Source organism: Subtercola sp. YIM 133946 (genome assembly GCF_036553535.1).
Lineage (GTDB): Bacteria > Actinomycetota > Actinomycetes > Actinomycetales > Microbacteriaceae > Subtercola.
The window spans coordinates 83,662-106,423 of record NZ_JAZHPE010000008.1 but is presented as its reverse complement, the minus strand read 5'-3'; the positions used below and the strand labels follow the sequence as shown (position 1 = coordinate 106,423).

Sequence of the window (22,762 nt, the reverse complement as noted above, 5' to 3'; positions counted from 1 at the left end):
AGGTCAGGCCCCGACCCCGGTGCTGCCCTCTGCGACGACCCGGTTCTCGATGGCGCCGAGCCCGTCGATCTCGGCCCGCACCACGTCGCCCACCTTCAGGAAGTCACCGGTCGGCGCGCCGATGCCTGCCGGCGTGCCGGTGGCCAGAATGTCTCCGGGCATCAGGGTCATCACCTGCGTGAGGTAGGCGATCTGCTCGTAGATCGTGTAGATCATGTCGTCGGTCGGCCACTGCTGCCGCACCTCGCCGTTGACCGTGAGCGTCATCTGCAGCGCCAGCGGGTCGACGATCTCGTCGTCGGTGGTCAGCCACGGCCCGATCGGCCCGTGGGTGTCGAACGACTTGCCGAGCGTGAAGGTGGGCGAGCGCTTCTGCAGCCAGTCGCGAACCGACACGTCGTTGGCGACGAGATAGCCTGCGATCACCTGTCGCGCATTCTCGACCGGCACGTTCTTGCACTTCTGGCCGATCACCACTCCGAGTTCTATCTCGTAGTCGAGGGCATCCGAGATGTCGGGCTTCACGATTCCATCGTACGGCCCGACGATGCACGACACCTGCTTGTTGAACCACAACTGGCTGGTGGGGGTCGGGATGCCCGCCGCCCGGGCCTCCTCGGCATGCTCCCGGTAGTTCATTCCGATGCCGAGGTACTTCTGCGGGTCGTCGATGGGCGCCTCGAGCACCACCTCGCCGAGGTCGTAGCTCTGCCCCGAGGCCGCTAGGATCGCCGGAGTGAGGCCGGCGAGGCCGGGGAGGATCGCCCGCAGCGACGTTCCGACCCCCGGCACGTCGGAGATGTCGGTGAGGCGGTCGCCGTCGATCCGGCCCAGGCGCGAATCGCCTTCGGCGACGTGGTAGCGGGCGATCTTCACTGCTGTTCCTTCGGTCGGTTCTCGGCGGCCTGCTCGTGTTCTGACGGTAGCGCGCCCCAGGCCTGTTCGGTGAACGGCGTCATCTGGAAGCTGAGGTACCGCCATGTGCCGTCATCGGCACGCACCAGAACCTGGGTGGCGACGCCCTCGACGGTGCGCTCCCCACCCTCGGCCGTCGCCAGCCGGTTGGTGATGGTGCCCGTCACGACCGCGACATCGCCCGCGACCCGCATGGTCAGTTCGCCGCGCTCGATGCTGCGGTAGGCCCGCCGAACCGCGACGTGCTCGAGCAACTTCGCCTTGTCTTGAACCAGCCCCGGGGCGTGGATGTGCACCAGGCTGTCGTCGAACAGCTCGTCGAGAGTGGCCACGTCGCCGTCGAGCAGGGCCCGGATGCGGCGATTCTCCGTCGCGAGAAGCTGGGTGGCCTCGCCGGCGTCGGCCGGGTGCGCCGTGGTCATGCCGAGGGCTCGCTGGCCAGTACGTCCCACGTGCGGAAACCGGTCGCTTCACCGTCGTCGTGCCCCGGCCGTTCCTGACCCACGAGCTTGTGGTACGTGCTGAAGATGCCGTCGGCCTCGGCCAGCGGCAGCACCTCTTCGATGTCAGCGAAGCGTTCCCCATTCGTGCGCTCTTCGACCATGCGTCGGATGATCTCATAGCCTTCGCCGCGGTGCGCCATGACGATGCCGTTGACGGCCTTCAGCCGAACATCCTGGAACGCCTGCAACGCCTCATCGACGTCGTCGATCGAGTCGAGCTTCTCGGCCAGCACGCCACCGTCGACGATGGCCTGGCAGGCTCCGTTGCCGCCGCGCGGGTACATGGCGTGGGCAGCGTCGCCGATCATGATGACGCGGCCGTCGATCCAGCTGTCGAGCGGGTCGTGTCGAATGAGGGGAAAGAGATAGACCTCGCGGGCATCCCGCAGCATCTGCTGCACGTCGAGAAACGGAATGTCGGTCTCGTCGTAGTAATGCATGATCTCGTCGACGCTGCCGAGCTGGTTCCAGTCTTCGATCGACTTCTCGCGCTCGGCCTCGACCACCCAGTTCACCAGGGTGAGGCCGGTGCCCTCGAAGTCGTCGGCGATGGGGTAGACGATCATGCTCGAGATCTGCGGAGCGCCGATGTGCAGAATGGTGCCGCCCGACTTGAACGGCTTCATCAGCGTCGTTCCCCGATACATGGTGATTCCCGAGTACACCGGGTCGGCACTCTCGGGGTGCATCTGGCGGCGCACCACCGAGTTGATACCGTCAGAGGCGACGACGAGGTCTGCGTGCACCGAGCTCGAGGTGCCGTCGCGGTTCTGCACGTCGAGCATCACCCCGCTGCCGTCGTGGTCGTTGGTGTAGCCGAGCACGCGCTGGCCCTGCACCACCGCGTCGTCACCGAGCCGCTCGAGAACCGTCTTGTACAGCAGCATCTGCAGAGTGCCGCGGTGCACGAAGCGCTGCTCGTAGAGGTACCCCATGTGCACCCCGCAGAGCTCGGCGTAGATCTCCTGACCGTACTTGTTGAAGAAGATCGACTCTTTCGCGTCGACCGACATGGCGCGGAACTCGTCGAGCAGGCCGAGCTCGTCGAGCTCTTTGGTGCCGTAGACCTTGACGTCGATGCCGACACCGAGTGGTTTGAGTTCTTGAACCGACTCGTAGATCTTCGGTCTGAAGCCTCTCTGGTGCAGCCGCAGAGCGGCAACGAGCCCGCCGGGGCCGGCGCCGATGATGGCGATGTCGAGTGTCTTACTCATCTGTCCCTCTTTCTCTGCGTCTCAGCGTCGAGGCGTGGAGCCGATCCTAGGTCGGATCACACACGATCTCAAGTGTGATGACTGGAGCAATTCTGGTGCGGGATCAGACACGAAGCAGTTGCGAAAAACTTCTTATGCGAGTCTCATCAGGCTATTTTATGCGAAATACCTATCGGCTCGTGAAACCCACTGTTCATTTCGTCGGGATACGCATATGCTTTCGCACACGATCTGGTGTCCGCAAAGGCGCGATGCCGGTGCGAACCCGGTGCACGCAGCTGTGCGCGGAACGGTATCGCGCACAGCGAGAATCGGGAGCACGTCTTCAATGACCAAAACGTCGAGCAGCGCGACAGCCGCTACCACCCCAGACCCGTACACCGGTTCTGTCGACATGTATGACGCCACGCGACGGCGCGGCAGTTTCTCGTTCGGCTGGTTCAGCTCGCGCTTCGCGGTCATCGGCGTGTGGCTGCTGATGATCATTCTGTTCAGCGTTCTGAAGCCGCACACGTTTCTGACCGTCGGCGCCTTCCGCACCATCTTCGGCAGCCAGCAGGCGCTCGTCTTCCTCTCGGCAGCCCTGCTGTGCACGATCATCGTCGGCGAGTTCGTCGACCTCTCGGTCGCCTCGAACTTCGGGCTCGGCGCCATTCTCGTCACCGTGCTCACCGTGACACACCACTGGAACGTGTGGGCCGCCGCCATCGCAGCCGTCGTCGCGTGTGCACTCGTGGGTGCGGTGAACGGCTTCCTGGTGGTCAGGCTCGGGGTCAACACCATCGTGGTGACCCTCGGCATGGGAACGTTCCTGCTCGGCATCTCGCTGTTCCTCAGCAACCTGATGCCGGTGAGCGGCCTGCCGACGTACTTCGCCCAGATCTCGACCCTGAACATCCTGGGCCTGCCGATCAGCTTCTACCTCGGCGTGCTGCTCATGCTGGTCTTCGCCTACATCCTCACCTTCACCCCGCTCGGCCGCAACATGCGGTTCGTCGGCGAGAACCGTGAAGTGAGCCGGCTGGCCGGGGTGCGGGTGACGCGCATCCGTCTGGGCGCCTTCATCATGGCGGGCGTCATCGCCGGCGTCGGAGGCGTGATGGCAGCGGCCGCGACCGGCGGCTTCGACCCGTCGGTGTCGCAGAGCTACCTGCTGCCGGTGTTCGCCGCGACCTTCCTGGGCACCGCCATTCTCATGCCCGGCAGATTCAACCCGCTCGGCACGCTCATCGCCGTCTACTTTCTGGCGACCGGCGTGCTCGGCCTGCAACTGCTCGGCGCCACCTCGTGGGTGTCGAGCGTCTTCTACGGCGGTGTGCTCGTGATCGCCGTCACCATCTCGACCGTACTGAACAAGAGAACCCGCTGAACCCGCACTGCACCGCGTCCTGTCCATCCGTTTGCCAACGCTGTCAATAAGGAGAACCGAAATGAGAACACGACCACGCTTCACGAGCCGAAGGGCGGCGACACTCGCCACCCTGAGCGGCCTCGCCATCGGGGCCCTGGCCCTGGCCGGATGCTCGTCTGACACCGGCACGTCGGCATCGACCTCCACGGCGAGTGCCGGTTCGAGCTCTCTGTCGGCGGCCGTCAGCACCGTCGAGAACCCGCTCAGCGCCTACCCCGTGCCGACCGACGCGATCGCCGACGTCAGCTCGATGAAGGGCAAGACGGTCTACTACATTCCGATCACGCTGCAGTCGCCGGCCTTCACCGTCGTCGCCAACGCGATGACCGCCGCGCTCACCAGCGTCGGCGCCACCCTGCAGCAGTGCGACGGCAAGGGCACCCCGACCGACATCAGCGCGTGCATCAACCAGGCCACCCAGGCGGGCGCCGCGGCGATCGTCACCGACGCCATCCCCTACGCCGAGGCGTCGAACGCCTTCGATGCAGCGCAGGCGGCGGGCATCCCCGTCATCATCAACAATCAGCTCGACGATCCGACGCACCCCGACTCGAAGACGCTGCTGACCCTGCAGGGGCCGGGCGGCGACATGGACGTCGCCCTGTTCCAGTGGTTCGCCCAGGACTCGGGCGGATCAGGCTCACTTCTCGTCAACCAGAGCACAGACGGCCCCTCCCCCGCCGGCTATGTCGCGACCGCGAAGTCGCAGCTCGCGACGGACTGCCCCGGGTGCACCGTCGTCGTGAACGGCATCTCGGTCTCGAGCTTCTCGCTCATTCCGTCGTCGACGAGTTCTGCTCTGCTGCAGAACCCTGACGTCGGGTACGTCGAGGCCCAGTTCGACCAGTACCTGCAGCCCACCCAGGCGGGCGTGCAGCAGTCGGGCCGTACCGACATCAAAGGCATGACGGGGGCCGGCGGCCTCGGCAGCCTGCAGGCACTCGCCAGCAACAACTTCTTGTACGCGGTGGCCAGCCCGGCGCTCGCCTTCCAGGGCTGGATCGACGTCGACGCCGCGATCCGCATGGTCAACGGCACCACGGTACCCGCGTACACCATTCCGATCCGCCTGTTCACCCGTGACAACATCAGCAGTGTCGCGCTGACGGATGCCGCACAGCAGTCGGGCGAGTGGTTCGGCCCCACCACCTTCACCGACGAATTCAAGAAGCTGTGGGGTGTCAATTGAGTCGTGACGACTCAGCAGTGTCGGGGGTGCGAGCCACAGTGCTCGCGCCCCTGGTGCCGCGCCTCCAGGTCGAATCGCTCTTCATGACGTTCGGCAACAATCGCGTGCTGCGTGACGTGTCGATCGAGGTTCGGCCCGGCGAGATCCACGGTCTCGTCGGTCAGAACGGCTCGGGCAAGTCGACGCTCGCCAAGGTGCTCACGGGGCTCAACAACCCCGACCCTGGCACCCGCGTGTCGGTCGACGGCGTCGACCTGCGACTGCCGGTACGACCCGACGAGGCCCGTGAGCGGGGCGTCGCGGTCGTGCATCAGAGCCTCGGCCTGGTCGACAGCCAGAGTGTGCTCGAGAACATGCGCGTCGGCCGCCTGAAGGGCAGCCGCTTCATCAGGCGCATCGACTGGAACCGTGAGCGTGAGGCCGCGGTCGAGGTGTTCCGGCGCCTCGGCCGCTCGGTACCGCTCGACGCCCCCGTCGGCAGCCTGCGCGAAGAGGAGCGTGCCACGGTCGCCATCGCCCGCGCACTGCAGGACGCCCAGGCGGGCAGCGGGCTGATCATCTTCGACGAGTCCACCCGCGCGCTCGGCCGTCGCTCGCTCGAGCACTTCTTTCAGATTCTCGATGAGATCGTGTCGAGCGGCACGGCGGTGCTGCTGATCACGCACCGCCTCGAAGAGGTCATCGACGCGGCAGACCGCGTGACCGTTCTGCGCGACGGCCGGGTCGTCGAGGCCGGACGCGAGGTAGCCGGCATGAACGAACGCGACCTCACGGCCATGATGCTCGGCCGCAACCTCATCGATCTCGAGAAACGGCAGCCCGACGGCATCCGCCCCGACCTGCCGCCCGTGCGGGTCGAGGGCCTCACCGGCTCCGGCGTCGCAGGCGTCTCGTTCGACGTCGCACCCGGCGAGGTGCTCGGGCTGACCGGGCTCGCTGGTTCGGGCTACGACGACGTGCCGTACCTGCTCACCGGCGCCACGGCGGCGGCCGCCGGCACGCTCACGCTCGACGGCAGGGCGATCGCGGTGCGCGGGCTCACCCCGGCCGTCGCGATCTCGGCCGGCATCTCGCTCGTTCCGGAGGGGCGGGAGCACACCGGGCTCGCCATGAACATGACGGCCGCCGAGAACGCGACGTTCCCGCAGACCTGCCGCTCCGACCGCGCCCTGCTGCCGATCGGCCGCGCGAAGGAGCGGCAGCAGGTCGCCGGCTGGATGGATCGGCTCGACGTGCGGCCCCGCCAGCCCGGTGCCGTCGTGAAGACGTTCAGCGGCGGCAACCAGCAGAAGGTGCTGCTCGCCAAGTGGCTCGCCACCGCGCCGACGCTGTTCATTCTGCACGAACCGACACAGGCCGTCGATGTCGGCGCCCGCCATACGCTCGTCGCGGCCATCCGCACGGCTGCCAGCGACGGCTGCGCCGTGCTCGTGGCCGGGTCAGACGAGAACGAACTCGCTCTGCTCTGCGACCGCATCCTCGTCTTCGACGAGGGCACGGTGCGGCAGGAGCTGACCGGTGAGCTCACCCCCGACGGCATCGTCGAGGCGATCTACTCCAACGGATCGCGCTCGCGCCTGCGCCGCCAGAACACCGAAACCGAATAACGAGAAGGAACGCCACATGACCGTCGTCGACATCAACATCCATCACCTGCCCGAAGACCTGTTCACGAACGAGAAGATGCTCGACGGCTTTCTGAGCACGGCGCCGCGCGGCTTCGGCGAGATCGCCACGGTCACGACTATGGAGAACGGCAAGAAGCAGCTCATTCTCGAGAAGCCGAAGGGCTATCAGAACCTCAACTACGTCGAGGGCGACTACTCGGTCGAGTCGAAGCTCGCGGCGATGGATGACGCCGGCGTCGACTTCGGCATCATGCGCGTACCCGTCTGGCAGGAGTGGCTCGCGCTCGACACGTGCAAGGCCGTCAACGACAACGCGCACGACATCGTGAAGCGGTCGGGCGGTCGCCTGTTCTCCACCGCCTGCGTTCCACCGTGGGGCGGCAGAGAGAACATCTACGAGCTCGAGCGCTGCGTCGGCGACCTCGGCGCCGTCGGCGTGCAGCTCGCCTGCCACTACGGCCAGCTCTACCTCGACGATGAAGCCTTCGAGCCCTACCTGAAGGTCATCGAGAAGCTCGACATTCCGGTGGTCGTGCACCACACACCGCTGCCGGTGGAGTGGAAGTCGGTCATCGACTACAACAACCTGCGTCGCGAATACGGCCGCATCTCCGACCAGGCGACCGCCGTCGGCCGCGAGCTGTTCAGCGGTATGTTCGACCGGATGCCCGGCCTGCGCTTCATCCACACGATGCTGGGCGGCAACTGGTTCGCCAACACCGCCCTGCTCACGCCGCACGCCTCGAACAAGAAAGAGGCGATGGTGCGCCTCGACCCCACCGGCGGCGACAAGATCAAGAGCTACCTCGAGAACAACATCTACTTCGATCTCACCCACCCGCACTCCTGGGGCAAGATCCAGGTCGAGGCCGCGCTTCAGATCAACGGCCCCGACCACTACCTCTTCGGGTCGTCGTTCCCCGTCGTCTACGGCTGGATGAGCCAGGGCGTCGACTTCGTGAACAACGAGCTCGACATCAGCGACGCCGACCGCGAGGCCGTGATGTACGGCAACGCCAAGCGTCTGTTCAACCTGCCGATCTGACCCGGGCGGCACCACACGATGAGCGAGACCCCGACCGACGACGACATCGACGGCTTCTTCTCGACCGCTCGGGTGAGCGGCAGAGACGGAGCCATCGAGCTGCCGAGCGACGGCTACCAGAACTACCTCTACGACCACGACGACCCGGTGCTGGCCGACAGTCGCGGTATGACCTACGAGCAGTTCGCCCAAGACCGCTACCGGGCCCCGTTTCTGCGCGAGCTGCTCGACTACTGGAACGGTCTCTACCGCGAACCGTTCACCGGCGTCACATCAGACGGCGTGCTGCAGAAGGGCCTGTACCGGCTGCCCCGCGTGCTCGAGCCCGCCGACCCGGCGCTGGTCGCGGCCGCGCGGCGGCTGCTCGCGCTGCTCACCCCGGGCGAACGCGACCAGCTCAGCCACCCACTCGATGCGCCCGAATGGCGCGCGTGGAGCAACCCCGAATTCGTGGTCTACCGGGTCGGCCTGCGGCTCGAGGTGCTGGGCGACGAGAAGACCGAGGCCGTTCTGGCCGTGGTGCGCGCATCGCTCAGCCCCGAGGGATATGAACGGGTGCGCGAGGCGATGGCGCTGAACGGGTTTCTCGGCGAGCTGGTCGACCTGCCAACCGTGATGAACGAGCGCAGCTACTGGTTCTCGCTGTTCGGCGAGCCCTCGGCCACCGAACCATGGGGCTGGCAGCTGTTCGGGCATCACGTCGCGCTGAACTTCGTCACGGTCGGCGGGCGCCAGGTGATCGCCCCGGTGTTCATCGGGGGCGAGCCCGCGCTGTCAGACGAGCATCCGCCCCTCTTCGAGGCCCGCGAACAGCTCGCCGTGCAGCTGGCCGGATCGTTCTCAGAGCGGCAGCACGACCTGGCCGTGGTCTACGATTCGGTTCTCGACCCCGCCATGCCCGAGGGGAGGCTGCACCCGGCCGACGAGCGGCACGTGGCCGGCGCGTTCCGCGACAATCGGGTCGTGCCGTACGAGGGAATCCGCGCCGCCGAGTTCACCCCCGCCCAGCGGCAGCTGCTGCGTGCGATCGTGTCTGACTGCTTCGCGCTGCTCGTCGACGACCAACGCGAAGCGGCGTTGGCCGACTTCGACGACCACCTCGACGAGACCTGGTTCAGCTGGTACGGAGCCACCGACGGCTCGCAGCCGTTCTACTTCCGCATCCAGAGCCCGGTGGTGCTCGCCGAACTCGACCACCATGCCGGGGTATGGCTGAACAATCGGCTGCCGGCCCGCTTCCATGTGCACACGACGCTTCGGCTGCCGAACGGCAACGACTACGGCCGGGCCTACACCGCCGAGTTCGAGGCGCGCCCGGCGACCGATTCAGAGGCCGACAGCTCTGCTTCGTAGTGCGTCACGGCCTCGAGGGTCGTGATGTCGTGGCGCCGGGTCACCGTCTCGATCATCTCGGGGTCGGCGCCGCCCTCGATCAGGTCGAGAATGGCGGTGTGCTCGGCGATGGAGGTGAGAGCCCGGCCGGGGGCGTACCAGTATGCCGAGCGGCGGATGAGCTCCTGGCGGTTCCACTCGGAGACGACGAGGCCGAACAGGCGTTCGTCGTCGCACCGCGAGCAGATCAGTTCGTGGAAGCGCCGGTTCAGAGACCCGAAGCCGCCGGCGTCGAAGTTGGCCAGGGCGTCGCCCATCTGGCGATTGAGGTCGCGGGCCTGAGCGAGGTCGTCGGCCGAGAGCCGCTCGGCCGACAGGGCAGTGGCGAGGCCGCTCAGCCTGGCCAGCAGGCGCATCGACCGCTGCCACGAGTCGGTGTCGAAGGTCTTCACCACGGCGCCCACGTTCGGCGCGATGTCGACCCAGCCCTCGGCCTCGAGCCGGCGCAGCGACTCGCGCCACGGAATCGAGCTGATGCTGTACTCGCGCCCGAGCTGATCGATGACCAGCCGCTTGCCCGGCCCGTCGGTGCCGTCCATGATGCGCTTCTTCAGGATCTGGTACGCCTGCTCGGCCTTGCTGACAGCCACGCGTGAGCCCCTCTCCGGTGAAGGCGAAATTGTACCGACAAGCCTATATGTTATCGCACAGGATCTTGCGGATGCCCGGCGATACGCCGCAGCAGGCGTGCGACCGTCGCGTTCCGGGCCGATCCCGACCGCGACAGCACCAGCGCGCGAAGCGGTTCGGGCGGGGGGTCGAGGGGTCGCACGGTCAGGTCGAACCGCGAAAGGCTGGCGTGATCGGCGTCGGGCAGGATGCCTCGGGCGAGGCCGGCCTCGATCAGCGGCACGCTCGTCTGGATGGTCTCGACGGTGCGAATGGCGGCGGGCACGACGTTGTGGCGACGCAGGGCCTCTTCGACCGCCTCGGGCAGGCTCGGCACCGCGGCCGTGCGGCGGGGCAGCACGATTCTCTGGCCGTCGAACGTGCTCCAGGCCAGCGGGCCGGGTGCGGCATCCTCGTCGGGCGGCAGTGCGGCGACGAGCGGAATGTCTCCCCAGTCGACGATGTCGAGCGAGTCGCGATACCGCTCGGCGAAGCGCGTCGGGTCGGCCACCATGATGGCGGCCACATCGACGGTGTTCTGCTGCACCATGTCGATCGCGACCCACGGCGGCGGGTCGACGAGTTTGATCTCGACCTCGGGCACCTCGCTCGCGTATGCGCGCAGGAGGGTGGGCACGCGGTGCCACATCAGCGCGGGCACGACCGCCATGGTGATCGCCCCGGCTGTGCCGGAGCCGAACCGGCCGAGGGCGGCGACGACGTCGTCGACCTCGCCGAGCAGCCGCGACGAGGCGTCGAGCAGGTAGCGCCCGGCGCTGGTCGGTTCGACACCGCGGGCAGATCGCACGAGCAGTGTCACGCCGAGCTCGGCCTCGAGCTTCGCGAGCGCCACGCTCAGTGGCGGCTGTGAGATGTGAAGCTTCGCCGCGGCCGCCGTGATCGACCCCGCCTCGACGACGGCGGTGAAGTAGCGCAGGTGGCGGAGCTCCATATTCTGAGCATATCGGCGGCCTCGCCATATGCCCAGACTATGGCTCGGCGTGCAGATCGGTATTTCCTGCCGGCCAACCCGCGCTGCGAAGCTGGGCATCTCACCCCCTTCCACGCTTGGAGTCACCGATGCTGCCGACCACCAACCCCGCACCCCCGTTCGCGCTCACGCGAGCCAGCCACGTCTCACTCGGCGTCACCGACCTCGAGGCCAGCCGCGACTTCTACCGCGACGTCATCGGCCTCGTCGTGACCGAGGAGACGAACGACACGGTGTACTTCAGGGGCCTCGAGGAGGCCGCGCACCACAGCCTCGTGTTGCAGCGCAGCGACGAGGCGAGGGCGCACCGCGTAGGGTTCCGCGTGCGCACCGACGACGACATCGTGGCCGCAGAGCGGTACTTCAGCGACGCCGGAATCGAACACGAACGTGTGGAGAAGCCATACCAGGGGCCGACGCTGCAGTTCACCGATGCGGTGGGCACCCACGTCGAACTCACCTCGTCGATGCAGCTGGTCGAGCGCAGGATGCAGAACTTCGACGAGTTCGTCGCCGGCGCGCCGCAGCGCATCGACCACTTCCAGGTGGTCACCCACGACGTGCAGACCGCCACCGACTTCTGGGCGGGTCTCGGCATGCGTATGGCCGAGTTCACCGCAAAAGACGGCACTGACGAGCTCTGGGGCACGTGGCTCGAGGTGAAGGGCAACACGCACGATCTGGTCTTCACGAACGGCCGGGGCCCTCGGCTGCACCACTTCGCGTTCACGGTGCCCGACGCGACCGCCCTGCTGCACGCGGCCGACGTCGCGGGTGCCCTCGGCTTCGGCGGCGAGATCGACCGCGGGCCCGGCCGGCACGGCATCAGCAACGCGCTCTTCCTCTACCTGCGCGACCCCGACCAGCACCGCATCGAGCTGTTCACCACGCACTACCAGTTCATCGACCTCGAAGACCAGCCGATTCGCTGGGAGATCAGCAATCCGCGGCGCGCGCAGCTCTGGGGGTTGCCGGCGTCACGGCGCTGGTTCTTCGAGGCGAGCGAGTTTCCCGACGAGGCCGTGCGCGACCCGCTGCTGCAGGCCACGCCCGAGACGCTCGAGGAGTTTCTGAGCATCCACTGACCGGCATCGCGGCCGAACGCAGCGGTCAGAGCCGGGCGATGGAGTCGATGTCGTCGAGAAACTCGCTGGCGACCTCGTCGGAGACCGTCGCGCGGGTGGCGTCGAGGGCGGCGAGGTAGTCGCCCGTCGACAGCTCGTTCTCGATGCCGGGGCCCCGAGGCTCGCGCAGTGCCCTCGTCAGCGCCTCCTGCGAGGCCCGCCTGGCCGCGTACTCGATGTCGGCGGGCGTCAACCCGTGGCTGCGCTGCACCAGGGCGGCCAGGTCGACGCTCGGCCTGATCTCGGTGGGAATGTACCGCTGCCAGATCGCCCCGCGGGCCTCGGCGTCGGGCAGCCCGATGGGAATGACGTAGTCGAACCGGCCGTGCCGCAGGAACGCCGCGTCGAGCGCACGCACGAAGTTGGTGGCGCAGATCAGCAGCCTGCCCGACTGCTCACGGAACTCAGAGATCAGCTTCAGCAGTTCGTTCGTCACGCCCTGCGTCGGCGAGGGCGGGTCGCCCTTGCGGTGCGCCGCGATCTCTTCGACCTCGTCGATGAAGACGACGGCGTGCTCGAGGGCGGCGATGGCCGTGAAGGTGGCCCGCAGCCCGCCCGCCATGCCCGCGGGCGAGCCCGACAGGCGTGATGGAAAGACCTCGACGAACGGCCAGTCGAGCCGCGAGGCGACGGCTCGGGCGAAGGTGGTCTTGCCCGTGCCGGGTGGGCCGAAGAGCATCACGGCGCGCGGCGGCACCACACCGAACCGCTCGGCCATGTCGGGCCGCGAGAGCGGCGTGACCAGCCGCTCTTCGAGCAGCGCCTTCTCTTTCTGCATTCCGCTCACGCCCTTCCAGAGATTACGCGGCAGAATGCGGCCGCCCACCTCCTTCAGCAGGTCGAGTTCGCGCCGCTGCACGGGCATCTCGCGCTCGAGGTAACGCAGGTGGTGGCGCAGCTCGAAGCCGTTCGCCTCGAGCCCGTCGAGCCGTTCGCCGCCCTCCTGGAACAGCACCGACAGCTTGCTCAGCCCGAGCGGCGCCATGCGGCGTTCGAGCGCGTCGAGCAGCTCGGCGCCGACCTGGTCAGAGGGAAAACCGGCCTCGGTGGCGAAGAACACGATCCAGCCCTGCGCGTGCGCGGCGCGGCCGACGGCGGCGCCGATCAGCCGGTCTTCGCTCATCGCCACCACGGCGTGGTCTTCCTGGCACGAGGCGATCACCTCTGAGAGCGAGTAGACCGGGCGTGACCCGCCATCGGTCACCTCGTTCCAGAGGTGCACGATGGCATCGAGATCGTCGTCGTGGAAGTCGCGGATGTACGTGGTGGCCATACGGAACTGTACCGTGGGGCATCCGTTCGGGCCTGTCGAATCTCGACAGCCACCTGAAACTGTGGCAGTTATCTGATACATTGGGCGAAAGCGAATGTGCTCAACGACGAGAGGATCCTCCATGCCCACACCCAGTCTGCAAGACGGTATCGACACCGCCGGATCGGCGGTCAACCTGCTGTGGAAGCCGGGCGTAGCGCCCTGGGTGCTGCCCGTCGTCGAGCCCGAGTTCGCCGGCTGGGCCGCCGAACAGGAGGCCTGGCGTTCGGGGGTCGCCCTCTCTGACCTCTCGTACCACATGTCAGACACCTTCTTCGAAGGCCCCGACGCCACTCGCCTGCTGCAAGACGTCAGCGCCAACAACTACGAGAACTTCGCGATCGGGCAGGCCAAGCAGTTCGTGCCCGTCGCCTACGACGGCAACATCATCGTCGACGGCATCCTGCTGCGCGAGCGCGAGAACAGGTACACCCTCACCGGGGTGCCTGCCTCGCAGAGCTGGGTGAAGTACTTCGCCGCGAAGGGCGGCTACGACGTGGAGTTCGTGACGAACGCCGACTCGTCGGTGCGCAGAGACGGCGACCCTGCGGTGTTCCGCTACCAGATCCAGGGGCGGCACGCGCTCGAGCTCGTGGCCTCGGCGTTCGGTGGCCCGCTGCCCGAGACGAAGTTCTTCCACTCCACGCCGGCCACCCTTGCCGGAAGGCCGGTTCGGGCCCTGCGTCACGGCATGGCGGGCCAGGCCGGCTACGAGTTCATCGGCGACTACGCCGACCACGAAGCGGTGAAGGATGCCCTGCTGACGGCGGGCGAACAATACGACCTCGTGCAGGTCGGCGGCCTCGCCTACCTGACCAACGGCGTCGAGAGCGGCTGGATTCCGACCCCCACCCCCGCCATCTACACCGACCCCCAGCTGGCCGACTACCGCCAGTCGCTCAGTCTGTTCTCGTACGAGGGGCAGAAGCCGCTGAACGGCAGCTTCTTCTCCGAGAACATCGAGGACTACTACATCTCGCCCTGGGAGCTCGGCTACGGCCGCTCGATCTCGTTCAACCACGACTTCATCGGGCGCGACGCACTGCAGGCGGCCAAGGCCGAGGTGAACCGCACGAAGGTGACCCTCGAGTTCAACCTCGACGACGTGCACGCCGTGTTCGGCGCCGAGCCCGGCCGGGTGCTCAGCTACGGCCGGTACCGCATCGAGACCGACAGCGGGCTGGCGGGCATGACCTTCTACACGGCAAACATCGCGCCCGTCGGCACGGTGCTCGCCCTCTCACTGATCGACACCGAGTTCGCCACCCCCGGCACCGAGGTCACGGTCGTCTGGGGCGAACACCCCGGCGCCGGAACCGACCCGAACGCCGACCTCGGGTTCGCGCGCATCCGGGCCACCGTGCAGCCCTCGCCCTACGACGAGTTCGCCCGCACCCAGTACCGCAAGATCGCGTTCGTGTCGTGACCCTCGTCGAAGCCAGAATGCCGAATGCCGCGCTGAAGCTGCCGCACGACGAGGCCGTGCTGATCGTGCACGGCGACGACCGGCCCGGGCTGGTGGCCGCCGTCTCGAAACTGCTGGCCGACCACGGCGCGAACATCAATGCCCTCGACCAGCACTCCGACAACCCGGTGGGCGGATCGTTCTTCCAGCGCACTGTGTTTCACGTCGACGACCTGGCGGCTGCCCGCCCGGCGCTCGAGGAAGCCCTCGACGCGCGGCTCGGCCACGACCTCGGCCTGTCGTGGAAGCTCAGCGACCGCTCGATTCCGAAACGGGTGGCGATTCTCGCCTCGACCTCCGACCACTGCCTGCTCGACCTGCTGTGGCGGCAGCGCCGGGGTGAGATACCGATGGTCGTGCCGATGGTGATCTCGAACCACACCACGGTGGCCGACGATGTGCGGCAGTTCGGCATCCCGTTCTTCCACGTGCCGTCGGGCGCGGGCGCCGACAAGTCGGCCGCCGAGGCGCAGATCGTGAATCTGATCAGGCAGAACGCCGATGTCGTCGTGCTTGCCCGCTACATGCAGATTCTCTCGCCCGGCTTTCTCTCGGCCGTCGGGGTGCCGGTGATCAATATCCATCACTCGTTTCTGCCGGCCTTCATCGGCGCGAGCCCCTACCGCAAGGCGAAGGAGCGGGGAGTGAAGCTCATCGGTGCCACAGCCCACTACGTCACCGAAGAACTCGACGAGGGGCCGATCATCGAACAGGATGTGGCGCGGGTCTCGCACATCGACAGCGCCGCCGACCTGCAGCGCCGCGGCGCCGACGTCGAGAGACAAGTGCTCTCGCGGGCGGTACTCTGGCACTGCGAAGACCGTGTCGTACGCAACGGAAGAGAGACGATCGTATTCTGACCCAGGCCGCATCGAGCCTCCCCGGCCCGGTCGCCGCCCCCGAGCATCCGACGTTGTCGCTCGGCGGGCTGACGCAGACCGCGCGTCTGCCGAGGCACGTCGAGATTCTCGACTTCTGGGTTGACCCGGCAGTCGCCTTCGACGTGCTCGCCGGTGGGGCACGAGACGCGTTCTGGCTCGACGGTGGCGTCGACGCCACCAGCGGCTGGAGCCACCTCGGCACGCCCGGACCGCTCGGTGCGGTGGCGCTGTGCGACCCTGTCGGCGGCGGCATGACGGTGCGGGCGTCGAACGGTGGTGCGGCATCCGGCGCCGACGCCGTGTCGCTCGACTGCACGGCGTTCGAGCTGCTGGCGGCGACAGAGAGCCACGTGCGGCCGAGGGCTGCCGCAGACCCGGCGGCGAGCGCAGCTGCGGCGTCGGCCGGGTCGGCGGCGGCCGATGCGGCGGCGGCCGGGCGCCCAGCCACGAGGGCGGGCTTCGACCTCGGCTGGGTCGGCTGGCTGGGCTACGAGAACGGGGCGCGCGAGCTCGGTGTCGTGCACGCCGCCGAACAGGCGAGCGACACCGTGCTGCTCTTCGCCGACCGCGTGCTGTCGTTCGACCACGCCCGCCGGCAGCTGCGGTTGGTGACACTCGTGACGCCCGGGTCGGATGCCCACCTCGACTGGTGCGAGACGACCGCGTTGCAACTGCGGCTGCTGGTCGGCCGCGCACCGGTCGCCGCGCCGGCCGCCCCGCAGCTCGCCGACGCCCACGCCCGGCACAGCCCCGACGAGTACCGCGCGCTGATCGCCGCGTGCCAGCGTGAGATCGCGGCCGGCAACGCCTACCAGCTCTGCCTGACCAACCGGTTCGAGGCGCAGACCAGCGAAGACGCGCGCACGGTCTACCGGCGGCTGCGGGTGGCCAACCCGACCGCCCACGGCGGCCTGGTGATGGCGGGCGACACCGCGCTGCTGAGCTCGTCGCCGGAGGTCTTTCTCACCGTCGGACCCGACCGCCGCGTGCAGACTCGGCCGATCAAGGGCACCCGGCCGCGGGGCGCGACGGCCGCCGCCGACGAGGCCCTGCGGCGGGAGCTGCACGACGACGTGAAGGAGCGCGCAGAAAACGTGATGATCGTCGATCTGATGCGCAACGATCTCTCGCGGGTGAGCGAGCTGGGTTCGGTCGAGGTGACCGGGCTGTTCGAGGTCGAGCAGTACGCCAACGTCTTCCAGCTGGTCAGCACCGTCACGGCGCGACTCACCGACGGCACCACCGTCGCCGACCTGCTGCGCAGCACCTTTCCTGCGGGCTCGATGACCGGCGCGCCCAAGAACTCGGCGATGCGCCTGCTGCACGGCCTCGAAGGCGGCCCGCGCGGCGCCTACGCGGGGGCGTTCGGGTATGTGTCACTGAACGGCACGGTCGAGTTGGCCATGACCATCCGGTCGATCGTGCTGTCGAACGGCACGGCCAGCATCGGCTCGGGCGGCGGCATCACGGCGCTGTCGAAGATCGACGACGAGGTCGCCGAGACGTTCGTGAAGATCGTTCCGCTGCTGGCGGCGCTCGGCACCCGCATCGGTGGGGAAGCGTCGTGACCGAGCATCCCGTCTACCGGGCCCTGCTCGCCCGGCTCGGCGAGGCCGCCCCGCAGCCACGACTGCACCCCACCCGCCGGGCGCTCGAGCTGCTCGGGTCGCCCCACCGCGCCATCCCGCTCATCCACATCACCGGAACGAACGGCAAGACCAGCACGAGCCGCATCGCCGCTGCCGTGCTGCGGGCCCACGGCCGCCGCGTCGGGCTGTTCACGAGCCCCCACCTGGTGCGGTTCAACGAACGCATCTCGATCGACGGCGCGCCGATCACCGACGAGCAGCTGCAGACGGTCTGGCCCGAGGTTCAGGATGCCCTGGCCGCCGTCGACGCCGAACTGGCCTCGACCGGCGACGTACCCGTGACGTTCTTCGAGGCGCTGACCGTGCTCGGCTACACCGCGTTCGAACGCACCGGCATGACCGCGGCCGTCATCGAGGTGGGCATGGGCGGACTCTGGGATTCGACGAACGTCGCCGACGGCAGGGTGGCCGTGTTCACGCCGATCTCACTCGACCACACCGCCCGGCTCGGCCTGACCGTGGCCGAGATCGCCACCACGAAGTCGGGCATCATCAAGCCCGGTGCCACCGTGGTGGTCGCCGAGCAGACCGAGGAGGCCGGGCATCCACTCGCCGACCGGGCACGCCGGGCCGGCGCCGACACGCTCTGGCTGGGCCGCGACTTCGGGTTCGAGGTGCGTGGACGGCGCGAGGTGGGCCAGACCATCACAGCCTGGGGGCCGTTCGGGGTGCTCGACGGCCTCGATGTGCCGCTCACCGGCCGTCACCAGGCCATGAACACGACCGTGGCGCTGGCCGCGGTCGACGCGTTTCTCGCCCACGAGGTCTCTGGCCCGGCGGCCCGGTCGACCGGCTCCGGGTCACCCTCAACGGCAGGGTTCTCACCCGACCAGGGGTCGCCGCCGCCCACCGGTTTCTCCGCCGAGGCGGCCCGGCGCGGAGTGGCCGCCGCCACGTCTCCCGGCCGGCTCGAACGGGTCGGTGCCGATCCGCTCGTGCTCGTCGACGCCGCCCACAACCCCGGCGGTGCGGCCGCACTCGCTGCCGCCCTGCGCGACCTGCCCGACGCGTCGCGGTTCGGCGTGGTGCTCGCCGTTCTCGCCGACAAGGATGCCCGGGGCATCGTCGAGGCGCTGGCCCCCGTGACGGCGCGGTTCTTCGTCACCACCTCGAACTCCGACCGGTCGCGCACGCCGGCCGACCTGCTCGCCGTCGTGCGCGAGGTCGCCCCCGCCCACGAGTCGTCGGCCTACGACGACCAGGCCGAGGCGCTCGATGCGGCGCGCGGCTGGGCCGCGGGCATCCCGTCGGCCGGGGTGGTGGTGACCGGGTCGATCACCCTCATCGGCGAAGCCGCGGCCCGGGCGGTCGTGAGCCAGGCGTGAGCCAGCCGGGCCGGGCACGCTCGTAAGACAGCCGCGCCACAACCGGGCCGGCCGCAGTCGTGAGACAGCTGCGCCCCGGCCGGGCTCACCGGGCGCGCGCGGCGCCGTACGACTCGGGCCACAGCGCCTCGGCCGGGCGCGATTCGCCTTCGAGGGCCACCACGATGCCGACGAGAGCCTTCAGCACGACGTCGACGTCGCGCTTCGAGATCGCCGCCGTGACCTCACGGTTCTCCTCGGTGATCATGCGCCGCCCCTCCGCCACGCCGGCCGCCCCGGCCTCGGTGAGGTCGAACAGAATCACGCGTCTGTGCACCGGGTGCGGCGCGCGACCCACCCAGCCGATCTTCTCGAGGTGCGACAGCGCCGTGCCCACACTCTGCGGCGTGATGTGGTGGGCCCGAGAAAGATCGGATGCAGACAACCTGCCCTGCTCCTGCAGGTGCACCGCGAGCCCGAGCTGGGTCACTGTCACGCCGAGGGCGTCGAGCGAATCCTGAGCCCGCTTGTGCACGGCCTGCTGCGCGCGCCAGAGGATGTAGGTGAACTCGTCCTCCCACGACTTCTCGTCGGCCGCAACACCCGGCTGCACCCCGCTCTCGCCCGTCGACTCTGCCACGTGGCCCCACCATCTCTCGCGCCGATTACCAGTCACCTGATGATATTCCAGTTTCCTGCCGAGTTATCGCAGGCCCTCACCGATGTCGCTGGTCAGATCGCGTTGCGCCGCCGCGCCTCCCGACACCGACAGCGCGTAGCCACGCACTACCGGCACTGCCCAGCCACCGAAATCTGCTCGTCGGTCGGTCGGCCGTAGGCCTCGATGCCCGACCCCGGCACGTCGAAGCCCTGGCTGATCGACCAGGCGGTCGCCCACATCTCCTGGTCGCGGTTGAAGGCCGGGCTCGCGAACAGCGTCGAGCAGCGGTAGACCTGCGTGTGCCCCACCTCGTGCGTGACCAGCGCGCGTGCGTCGCGGCCCTCGCTCCACGCGTCTTCGATCGTGTAGTTCAGGCTGATGATGGCGTAGCCGCCGTCGGTGTCGTACGTCTCGGCGGTGCCCGAGAGCCAATTAGAGCCGAGGCCCGAGACCTCGGGCGCCCACACGAACTCGAGCGCGACGCCATGCGAGATCGAGCGCGCATAGCTCTCGATCTCGTTGCGCACGGCCCATGACGGGTCATTCAGCTGGGCCTGGTTCGAGGCCTGCGAGGCGACGACCTGTGATTCCGCGTCGGTCAGGCTGGCCAGGAAGCCCCCGTCACGCGCGGCGCTCTGCATGGGGTTGCGCGCCTCGGCCACCAGGTTCTCGAGGGCCACCTGCCGCGACTTGTTGGCCAGCGTGTTCGCGGCGAGGGTCTGGTCGGCGGTCACCGCGACGCCCTCGAAGTAGGCCGCCTCGGCGGCGTCGAGGCTGTCTTCGGCGGTCTTGGCCGCATCGGTCGCCTGGGCCAGGCCGTCGCTGGTCTGCTGCGAGGCGCGGGTCGCTCCCTCGAGCTGCTCGGCGTCGCCCGTGAGTTGCCACGGCGGGCGGTATCCGCTGTCATCGGCGGCCTCGAGCGCGCTGCTGTCGGGAGCGACGGCCGCGGGGGCCTGGGCGAGGGCGTCGACGGTCGCGAGCGACTGCCGCAGGGCATCCGCCTGGGCGATCGGCAGGCTCGCGAAGGCGGGGCTGTCGACGACAGAGTGGATGCGCGTGGCGAGCCCCTGCACCGCGAGCAGCCGGGCGTCGAAGGCGTGCGCGGCGCTCGTCTCAGTGTCGAGCTGCGACTGCAGTGTGCTGCCGGCGCTCTCGTAGCGGTTCTGCGTCGCGGCGCTCCAGCCCCAGAAGCCTCCGGCGATGAGAGCGACCGCGACCACGAGGGCGGCGATAGGCACGATCCGACGGCGCAGGAGAGGCCGCCGCGCGGCGGGCGGTGGCGCGTCAGAGGGCGCGGCGGGGTCGGCCGATGAAGGCGGCATCAGCGCGGCGGGGTCGGGGTCGACTGCCGACACGGGCTCCATCGCCTCTGCGGGCGGCACTGCTGCGGCCGCGGGCGCGGCGGGGCCGGCGGGCTCCTCACTCATCAGGCGGTGTCCTCTCGGGCGATGTCGGCGATGGGCGCCGACGTACCGAGCGGTGACGATGGGCGACCGCGAGCATACCACCCGATCAGCCCCGCGCCCACGGCGAGCGCCGCGCCGCCGACTGCGACCGCCGGCACCACGCCGATTGCGGTGCCGAGCACGGCGAGCGTGATGCCGTTGCCGGTTCTGAACCCCTGGCCGACCATGTTGAACACGCCGACCGTTCGGCCGCGCTGTTCGGCCGGTGCCCGCAGCTGCACGATCGTCTGCGCGACCGACAGGCTCGCGAGGCTGGCCACACCGCCGATCACCAGCGCGATGACGGCGATGGCGAACACTCCGCTCACCGTGACCGCCACCGTGGTGAGCCCGATCACCAGCGTGCTGATCACGGCGACGCGCACCGTCGGCCGCAACGAGTTCGTCGCCTCGAGCAGAAAACCGCCCAGCACACCGCCGACCCCGTTGGCGAACAGCAGCAGCCCGTAACCCACCCCCGTGTCGGCGCCGAGAGCCGCGGCGATCGAGGGCATCGCGACCTGCAATGACCCGCCGCCGCACAGCGCGACCAGGGCAGTGAGCACGATCGCGGTGGCCATGGCCCGGTCGCCGCGTACCGTGCGCAGCACCACCCCCACGTCGCGGAATGACGTCTTGCGCGCGACAGCGCCGCTGCGGGTGTGCCCGGTATACGGCGCCCGCAGCATCAGCACGGTCATCGGCAAGTAGAACAGCACGTTGGCGAAGATGCCCCACACCGGGCCGAGGCCGAACAGCAGCAGGGTGCCGACGACCGGCCCGCACAGCACGCCCAGGTTGCGGAACGTCGCGTTCAGACGCACGATGTTCGGCAGCTCGCCCTCGGGCGCGTAGTCGTGCAGCAGCATCTGCTCGGCCGGGCCCCACAGCGCGCCGGCGCAGCCGTGCAGCACGAGCAGCACGCACGCCTCCCACACCTGCAGGGTTCCGGTCAGGAAGAGCACGCCCCAGCAGATCGAGACCAGCATGAACAGCCCCTGCGCGGCCTGGATGAGTCGCCGGCAGTCGTACCGCTCGGCGAGCGTGCCGAACGGAACCGACAGCAGCAGGAACGGCAGCCAGTGGCTGACGACCTCGAAACCGACCAGCGCAGGCGAGTGGAACTGCTGCCACAGCACCCAGTAGGTGAGCACGTGCTCGTTGTTGTCGCCGAGCATCGACAGCCCCGCGCTCAGCAGGTAGAACCGCGAGGGCCGGTCGCGCAGGGCCCCGAACCGGCGAGGGGCAGCCAGGCTCACGCGCCGAACGCCGGGGCCAAGGGGTACATGGCCGTGATCACCTTCAGCGCCTCGACCGACTGCGGGGTCAGAATCGACGTGACCTGAACGCCCGAGGGCACCATCTCGCGGGCCCAGGCCAGGCCCGGCCTGATGCTGTCGGCGATCGCCGAGGCGGCCGCGGCGGCGTCGCGGTCGAGCACGGCCTCCATCACCCGGCCGTGCACCTCGATGCGCTCGGCGACAGTGAACCACCCGTTGTACCGCAGGCACTGCAGTTTGAGGTTCTGCACGAGCGATCTGAGCGCCGGCAGATGCCCGCCGGCGAAGAGCGCGTCGGAGAACCGCAGGTAGTACCGGCTCATCTCGGGCGAGATCTCGGTCTGCCCGTGCCAGGCGCGCACATATTCGTCGAATCGGGCCGTGATGTTCTGACGCAGGTCGTCGGTGAACTGCTCGACGCTGAGCTGCACCAGCAGCGGTTCGAGAAGGGCGCGCAGTTCGAAGATCTCGAGGGCGCGGGCCGGGGAGACCGCCGAGACCCGAGCCCCCTGCTGCGCCTGAACGTCGAGCAGCCCCTCGCTGCCCAGACGCTGGATGGCCTCGCGGATCGGGGTGGGGCTGACGTGCCAGGCCTGGGCGAGCTGAACTGTTCGCACCCGTTCGCCGGGCTGCAGTTCACCCAGCAGGATGCTGTCGCGCAGCCTGTCCACGACCCAGTCGACACGGCCCTTCGGCGGCGCACTGGCCGGGTACTGTGCCTCGGTGTCGGAGCTCATGAACCAC

At 68.6% G+C, this 22,762-nt stretch carries 20 protein-coding genes; 10 read left to right on the top strand and 10 right to left on the bottom strand.

Annotated elements, in window-relative coordinates; all coding sequences use genetic code 11:
* Positions 1–3 precede the first annotated feature (3 nt).
* Genes V3W46_RS01965 through V3W46_RS01955 form a run of 3 tightly spaced genes read right to left on the bottom strand, consistent with a single transcriptional unit; the run spans position 4 to position 2,632 of the window.
* Positions 4–876: a fumarylacetoacetate hydrolase family protein gene (locus V3W46_RS01965; protein WP_331781403.1), complete on the bottom strand. Its 873-nt coding sequence runs from the start codon at positions 874–876 to the stop codon at positions 4–6.
* Entirely contained in the window at positions 873–1,337 is a 465-nt protein-coding gene (locus tag V3W46_RS01960; RefSeq protein ID WP_331781402.1) for a nuclear transport factor 2 family protein, read from the bottom strand. Before V3W46_RS01960 ends, V3W46_RS01965 begins: the two co-directional genes overlap by 4 nt.
* Positions 1,334–2,632, bottom strand: a complete 1,299-nt coding sequence (locus tag V3W46_RS01955; RefSeq protein ID WP_331781401.1) for an FAD-dependent monooxygenase — start codon at positions 2,630–2,632, stop codon at positions 1,334–1,336. The genes V3W46_RS01960 and V3W46_RS01955 overlap by 4 nt, the downstream gene beginning before the upstream one ends.
* Positions 2,633–2,960: 328 nt before the next feature.
* On the opposite strand from V3W46_RS01955, the gene V3W46_RS01950 reads away from it, so the two are divergent.
* The 5 genes from V3W46_RS01950 (at position 2,961) to V3W46_RS01930 (ending at position 9,258) form a co-directional block, all read left to right on the top strand.
* Positions 2,961–4,001 (top strand): ABC transporter permease, encoded by a 1,041-nt coding sequence (locus V3W46_RS01950; protein WP_331781400.1) that lies wholly within the window; start codon positions 2,961–2,963, stop codon positions 3,999–4,001.
* A gap of 61 nt (positions 4,002–4,062) precedes the next feature.
* Positions 4,063–5,232, top strand: coding sequence for a sugar ABC transporter substrate-binding protein (locus tag V3W46_RS01945; RefSeq protein ID WP_331781399.1), 1,170 nt, complete (start codon positions 4,063–4,065; stop codon positions 5,230–5,232).
* A complete protein-coding gene (locus tag V3W46_RS01940; protein WP_331781398.1) occupies positions 5,229–6,839 on the top strand; it encodes a sugar ABC transporter ATP-binding protein in 1,611 nt (536 codons plus the stop codon). The genes V3W46_RS01945 and V3W46_RS01940 overlap by 4 nt, the downstream gene beginning before the upstream one ends.
* A gap of 16 nt (positions 6,840–6,855) precedes the next feature.
* On the top strand, positions 6,856–7,905 hold the full coding sequence (locus tag V3W46_RS01935; protein WP_331781397.1) for an amidohydrolase family protein: 1,050 nt from the start codon (positions 6,856–6,858) through the stop codon (positions 7,903–7,905).
* A gap of 18 nt (positions 7,906–7,923) precedes the next feature.
* Positions 7,924–9,258: a DUF3500 domain-containing protein gene (locus tag V3W46_RS01930; RefSeq protein WP_331781396.1), complete on the top strand. Its 1,335-nt coding sequence runs from the start codon at positions 7,924–7,926 to the stop codon at positions 9,256–9,258.
* Here the strand turns inward: V3W46_RS01930 and V3W46_RS01925 are convergent.
* Positions 9,195–9,887: a GntR family transcriptional regulator gene (locus tag V3W46_RS01925; protein WP_331781395.1), complete on the bottom strand. Its 693-nt coding sequence runs from the start codon at positions 9,885–9,887 to the stop codon at positions 9,195–9,197. The genes V3W46_RS01930 and V3W46_RS01925 overlap by 64 nt on opposite strands.
* A gap of 50 nt (positions 9,888–9,937) precedes the next feature.
* Entirely contained in the window at positions 9,938–10,858 is a 921-nt protein-coding gene (locus V3W46_RS01920) for a LysR family transcriptional regulator (RefSeq protein WP_331781394.1), read from the bottom strand.
* Between the two features lie 128 nt (positions 10,859–10,986).
* Here V3W46_RS01920 and hpaD point away from each other — a divergent pair, with 128 nt between their 5' ends.
* A complete protein-coding gene (gene hpaD / locus V3W46_RS01915; RefSeq protein WP_331781393.1) occupies positions 10,987–11,982 on the top strand; it encodes a 3,4-dihydroxyphenylacetate 2,3-dioxygenase in 996 nt (331 codons plus the stop codon).
* A 25-nt stretch (positions 11,983–12,007) separates the two neighbouring features.
* Here hpaD and V3W46_RS01910 read toward each other — a convergent pair whose 3' ends face one another.
* Complete coding sequence (locus V3W46_RS01910; protein ID WP_331781392.1) at positions 12,008–13,294, bottom strand: ATP-binding protein; 1,287 nt, start codon at positions 13,292–13,294, stop codon at positions 12,008–12,010.
* Positions 13,295–13,415: 121 nt separating this feature from the next.
* Here V3W46_RS01910 and V3W46_RS01905 point away from each other — a divergent pair, with 121 nt between their 5' ends.
* The 4 genes from V3W46_RS01905 to V3W46_RS01890 are packed head-to-tail and all read left to right on the top strand — an operon-like array spanning position 13,416 to position 18,653.
* Positions 13,416–14,759: an aminomethyl transferase family protein gene (locus tag V3W46_RS01905; protein WP_331781391.1), complete on the top strand. Its 1,344-nt coding sequence runs from the start codon at positions 13,416–13,418 to the stop codon at positions 14,757–14,759.
* A 17-nt stretch (positions 14,760–14,776) separates the two neighbouring features.
* Complete coding sequence (gene purU, locus V3W46_RS01900; protein WP_331781445.1) at positions 14,777–15,658, top strand: formyltetrahydrofolate deformylase; 882 nt, start codon at positions 14,777–14,779, stop codon at positions 15,656–15,658.
* A 53-nt stretch (positions 15,659–15,711) separates the two neighbouring features.
* On the top strand, positions 15,712–17,247 hold the full coding sequence (gene pabB / locus V3W46_RS01895) for an aminodeoxychorismate synthase component I (protein ID WP_331781390.1): 1,536 nt from the start codon (positions 15,712–15,714) through the stop codon (positions 17,245–17,247).
* Complete coding sequence (locus tag V3W46_RS01890) at positions 17,244–18,653, top strand: bifunctional folylpolyglutamate synthase/dihydrofolate synthase (protein WP_331781389.1); 1,410 nt, start codon at positions 17,244–17,246, stop codon at positions 18,651–18,653. Before pabB ends, V3W46_RS01890 begins: the two co-directional genes overlap by 4 nt.
* 85 nt (positions 18,654–18,738) lie before the next feature.
* On the opposite strand, the gene V3W46_RS01885 is transcribed toward V3W46_RS01890, so the two are convergent.
* The 4 genes from V3W46_RS01885 to V3W46_RS01870 all read right to left on the bottom strand — a co-directional run bounded on the left by V3W46_RS01885 (position 18,739) and on the right by V3W46_RS01870 (position 22,755).
* Positions 18,739–19,272 carry a MarR family winged helix-turn-helix transcriptional regulator gene (locus tag V3W46_RS01885; protein ID WP_331781388.1) on the bottom strand — a complete coding sequence of 178 codons (534 nt, stop codon included), beginning with the start codon at positions 19,270–19,272 and terminating at the stop codon, positions 18,739–18,741.
* Between the two features lie 146 nt (positions 19,273–19,418).
* Positions 19,419–20,720 carry a hypothetical protein gene (locus V3W46_RS01880; RefSeq protein WP_331781387.1) on the bottom strand — a complete coding sequence of 434 codons (1,302 nt, stop codon included), beginning with the start codon at positions 20,718–20,720 and terminating at the stop codon, positions 19,419–19,421.
* Entirely contained in the window at positions 20,720–21,997 is a 1,278-nt protein-coding gene (locus tag V3W46_RS01875) for an MFS transporter (protein ID WP_331781386.1), read from the bottom strand. The genes V3W46_RS01880 and V3W46_RS01875 overlap by 1 nt, the downstream gene beginning before the upstream one ends.
* Positions 21,994–22,755, bottom strand: coding sequence for a GntR family transcriptional regulator (locus V3W46_RS01870; protein ID WP_331781385.1), 762 nt, complete (start codon positions 22,753–22,755; stop codon positions 21,994–21,996). Before V3W46_RS01870 ends, V3W46_RS01875 begins: the two co-directional genes overlap by 4 nt.
* Positions 22,756–22,762: the final 7 nt, after the last annotated feature.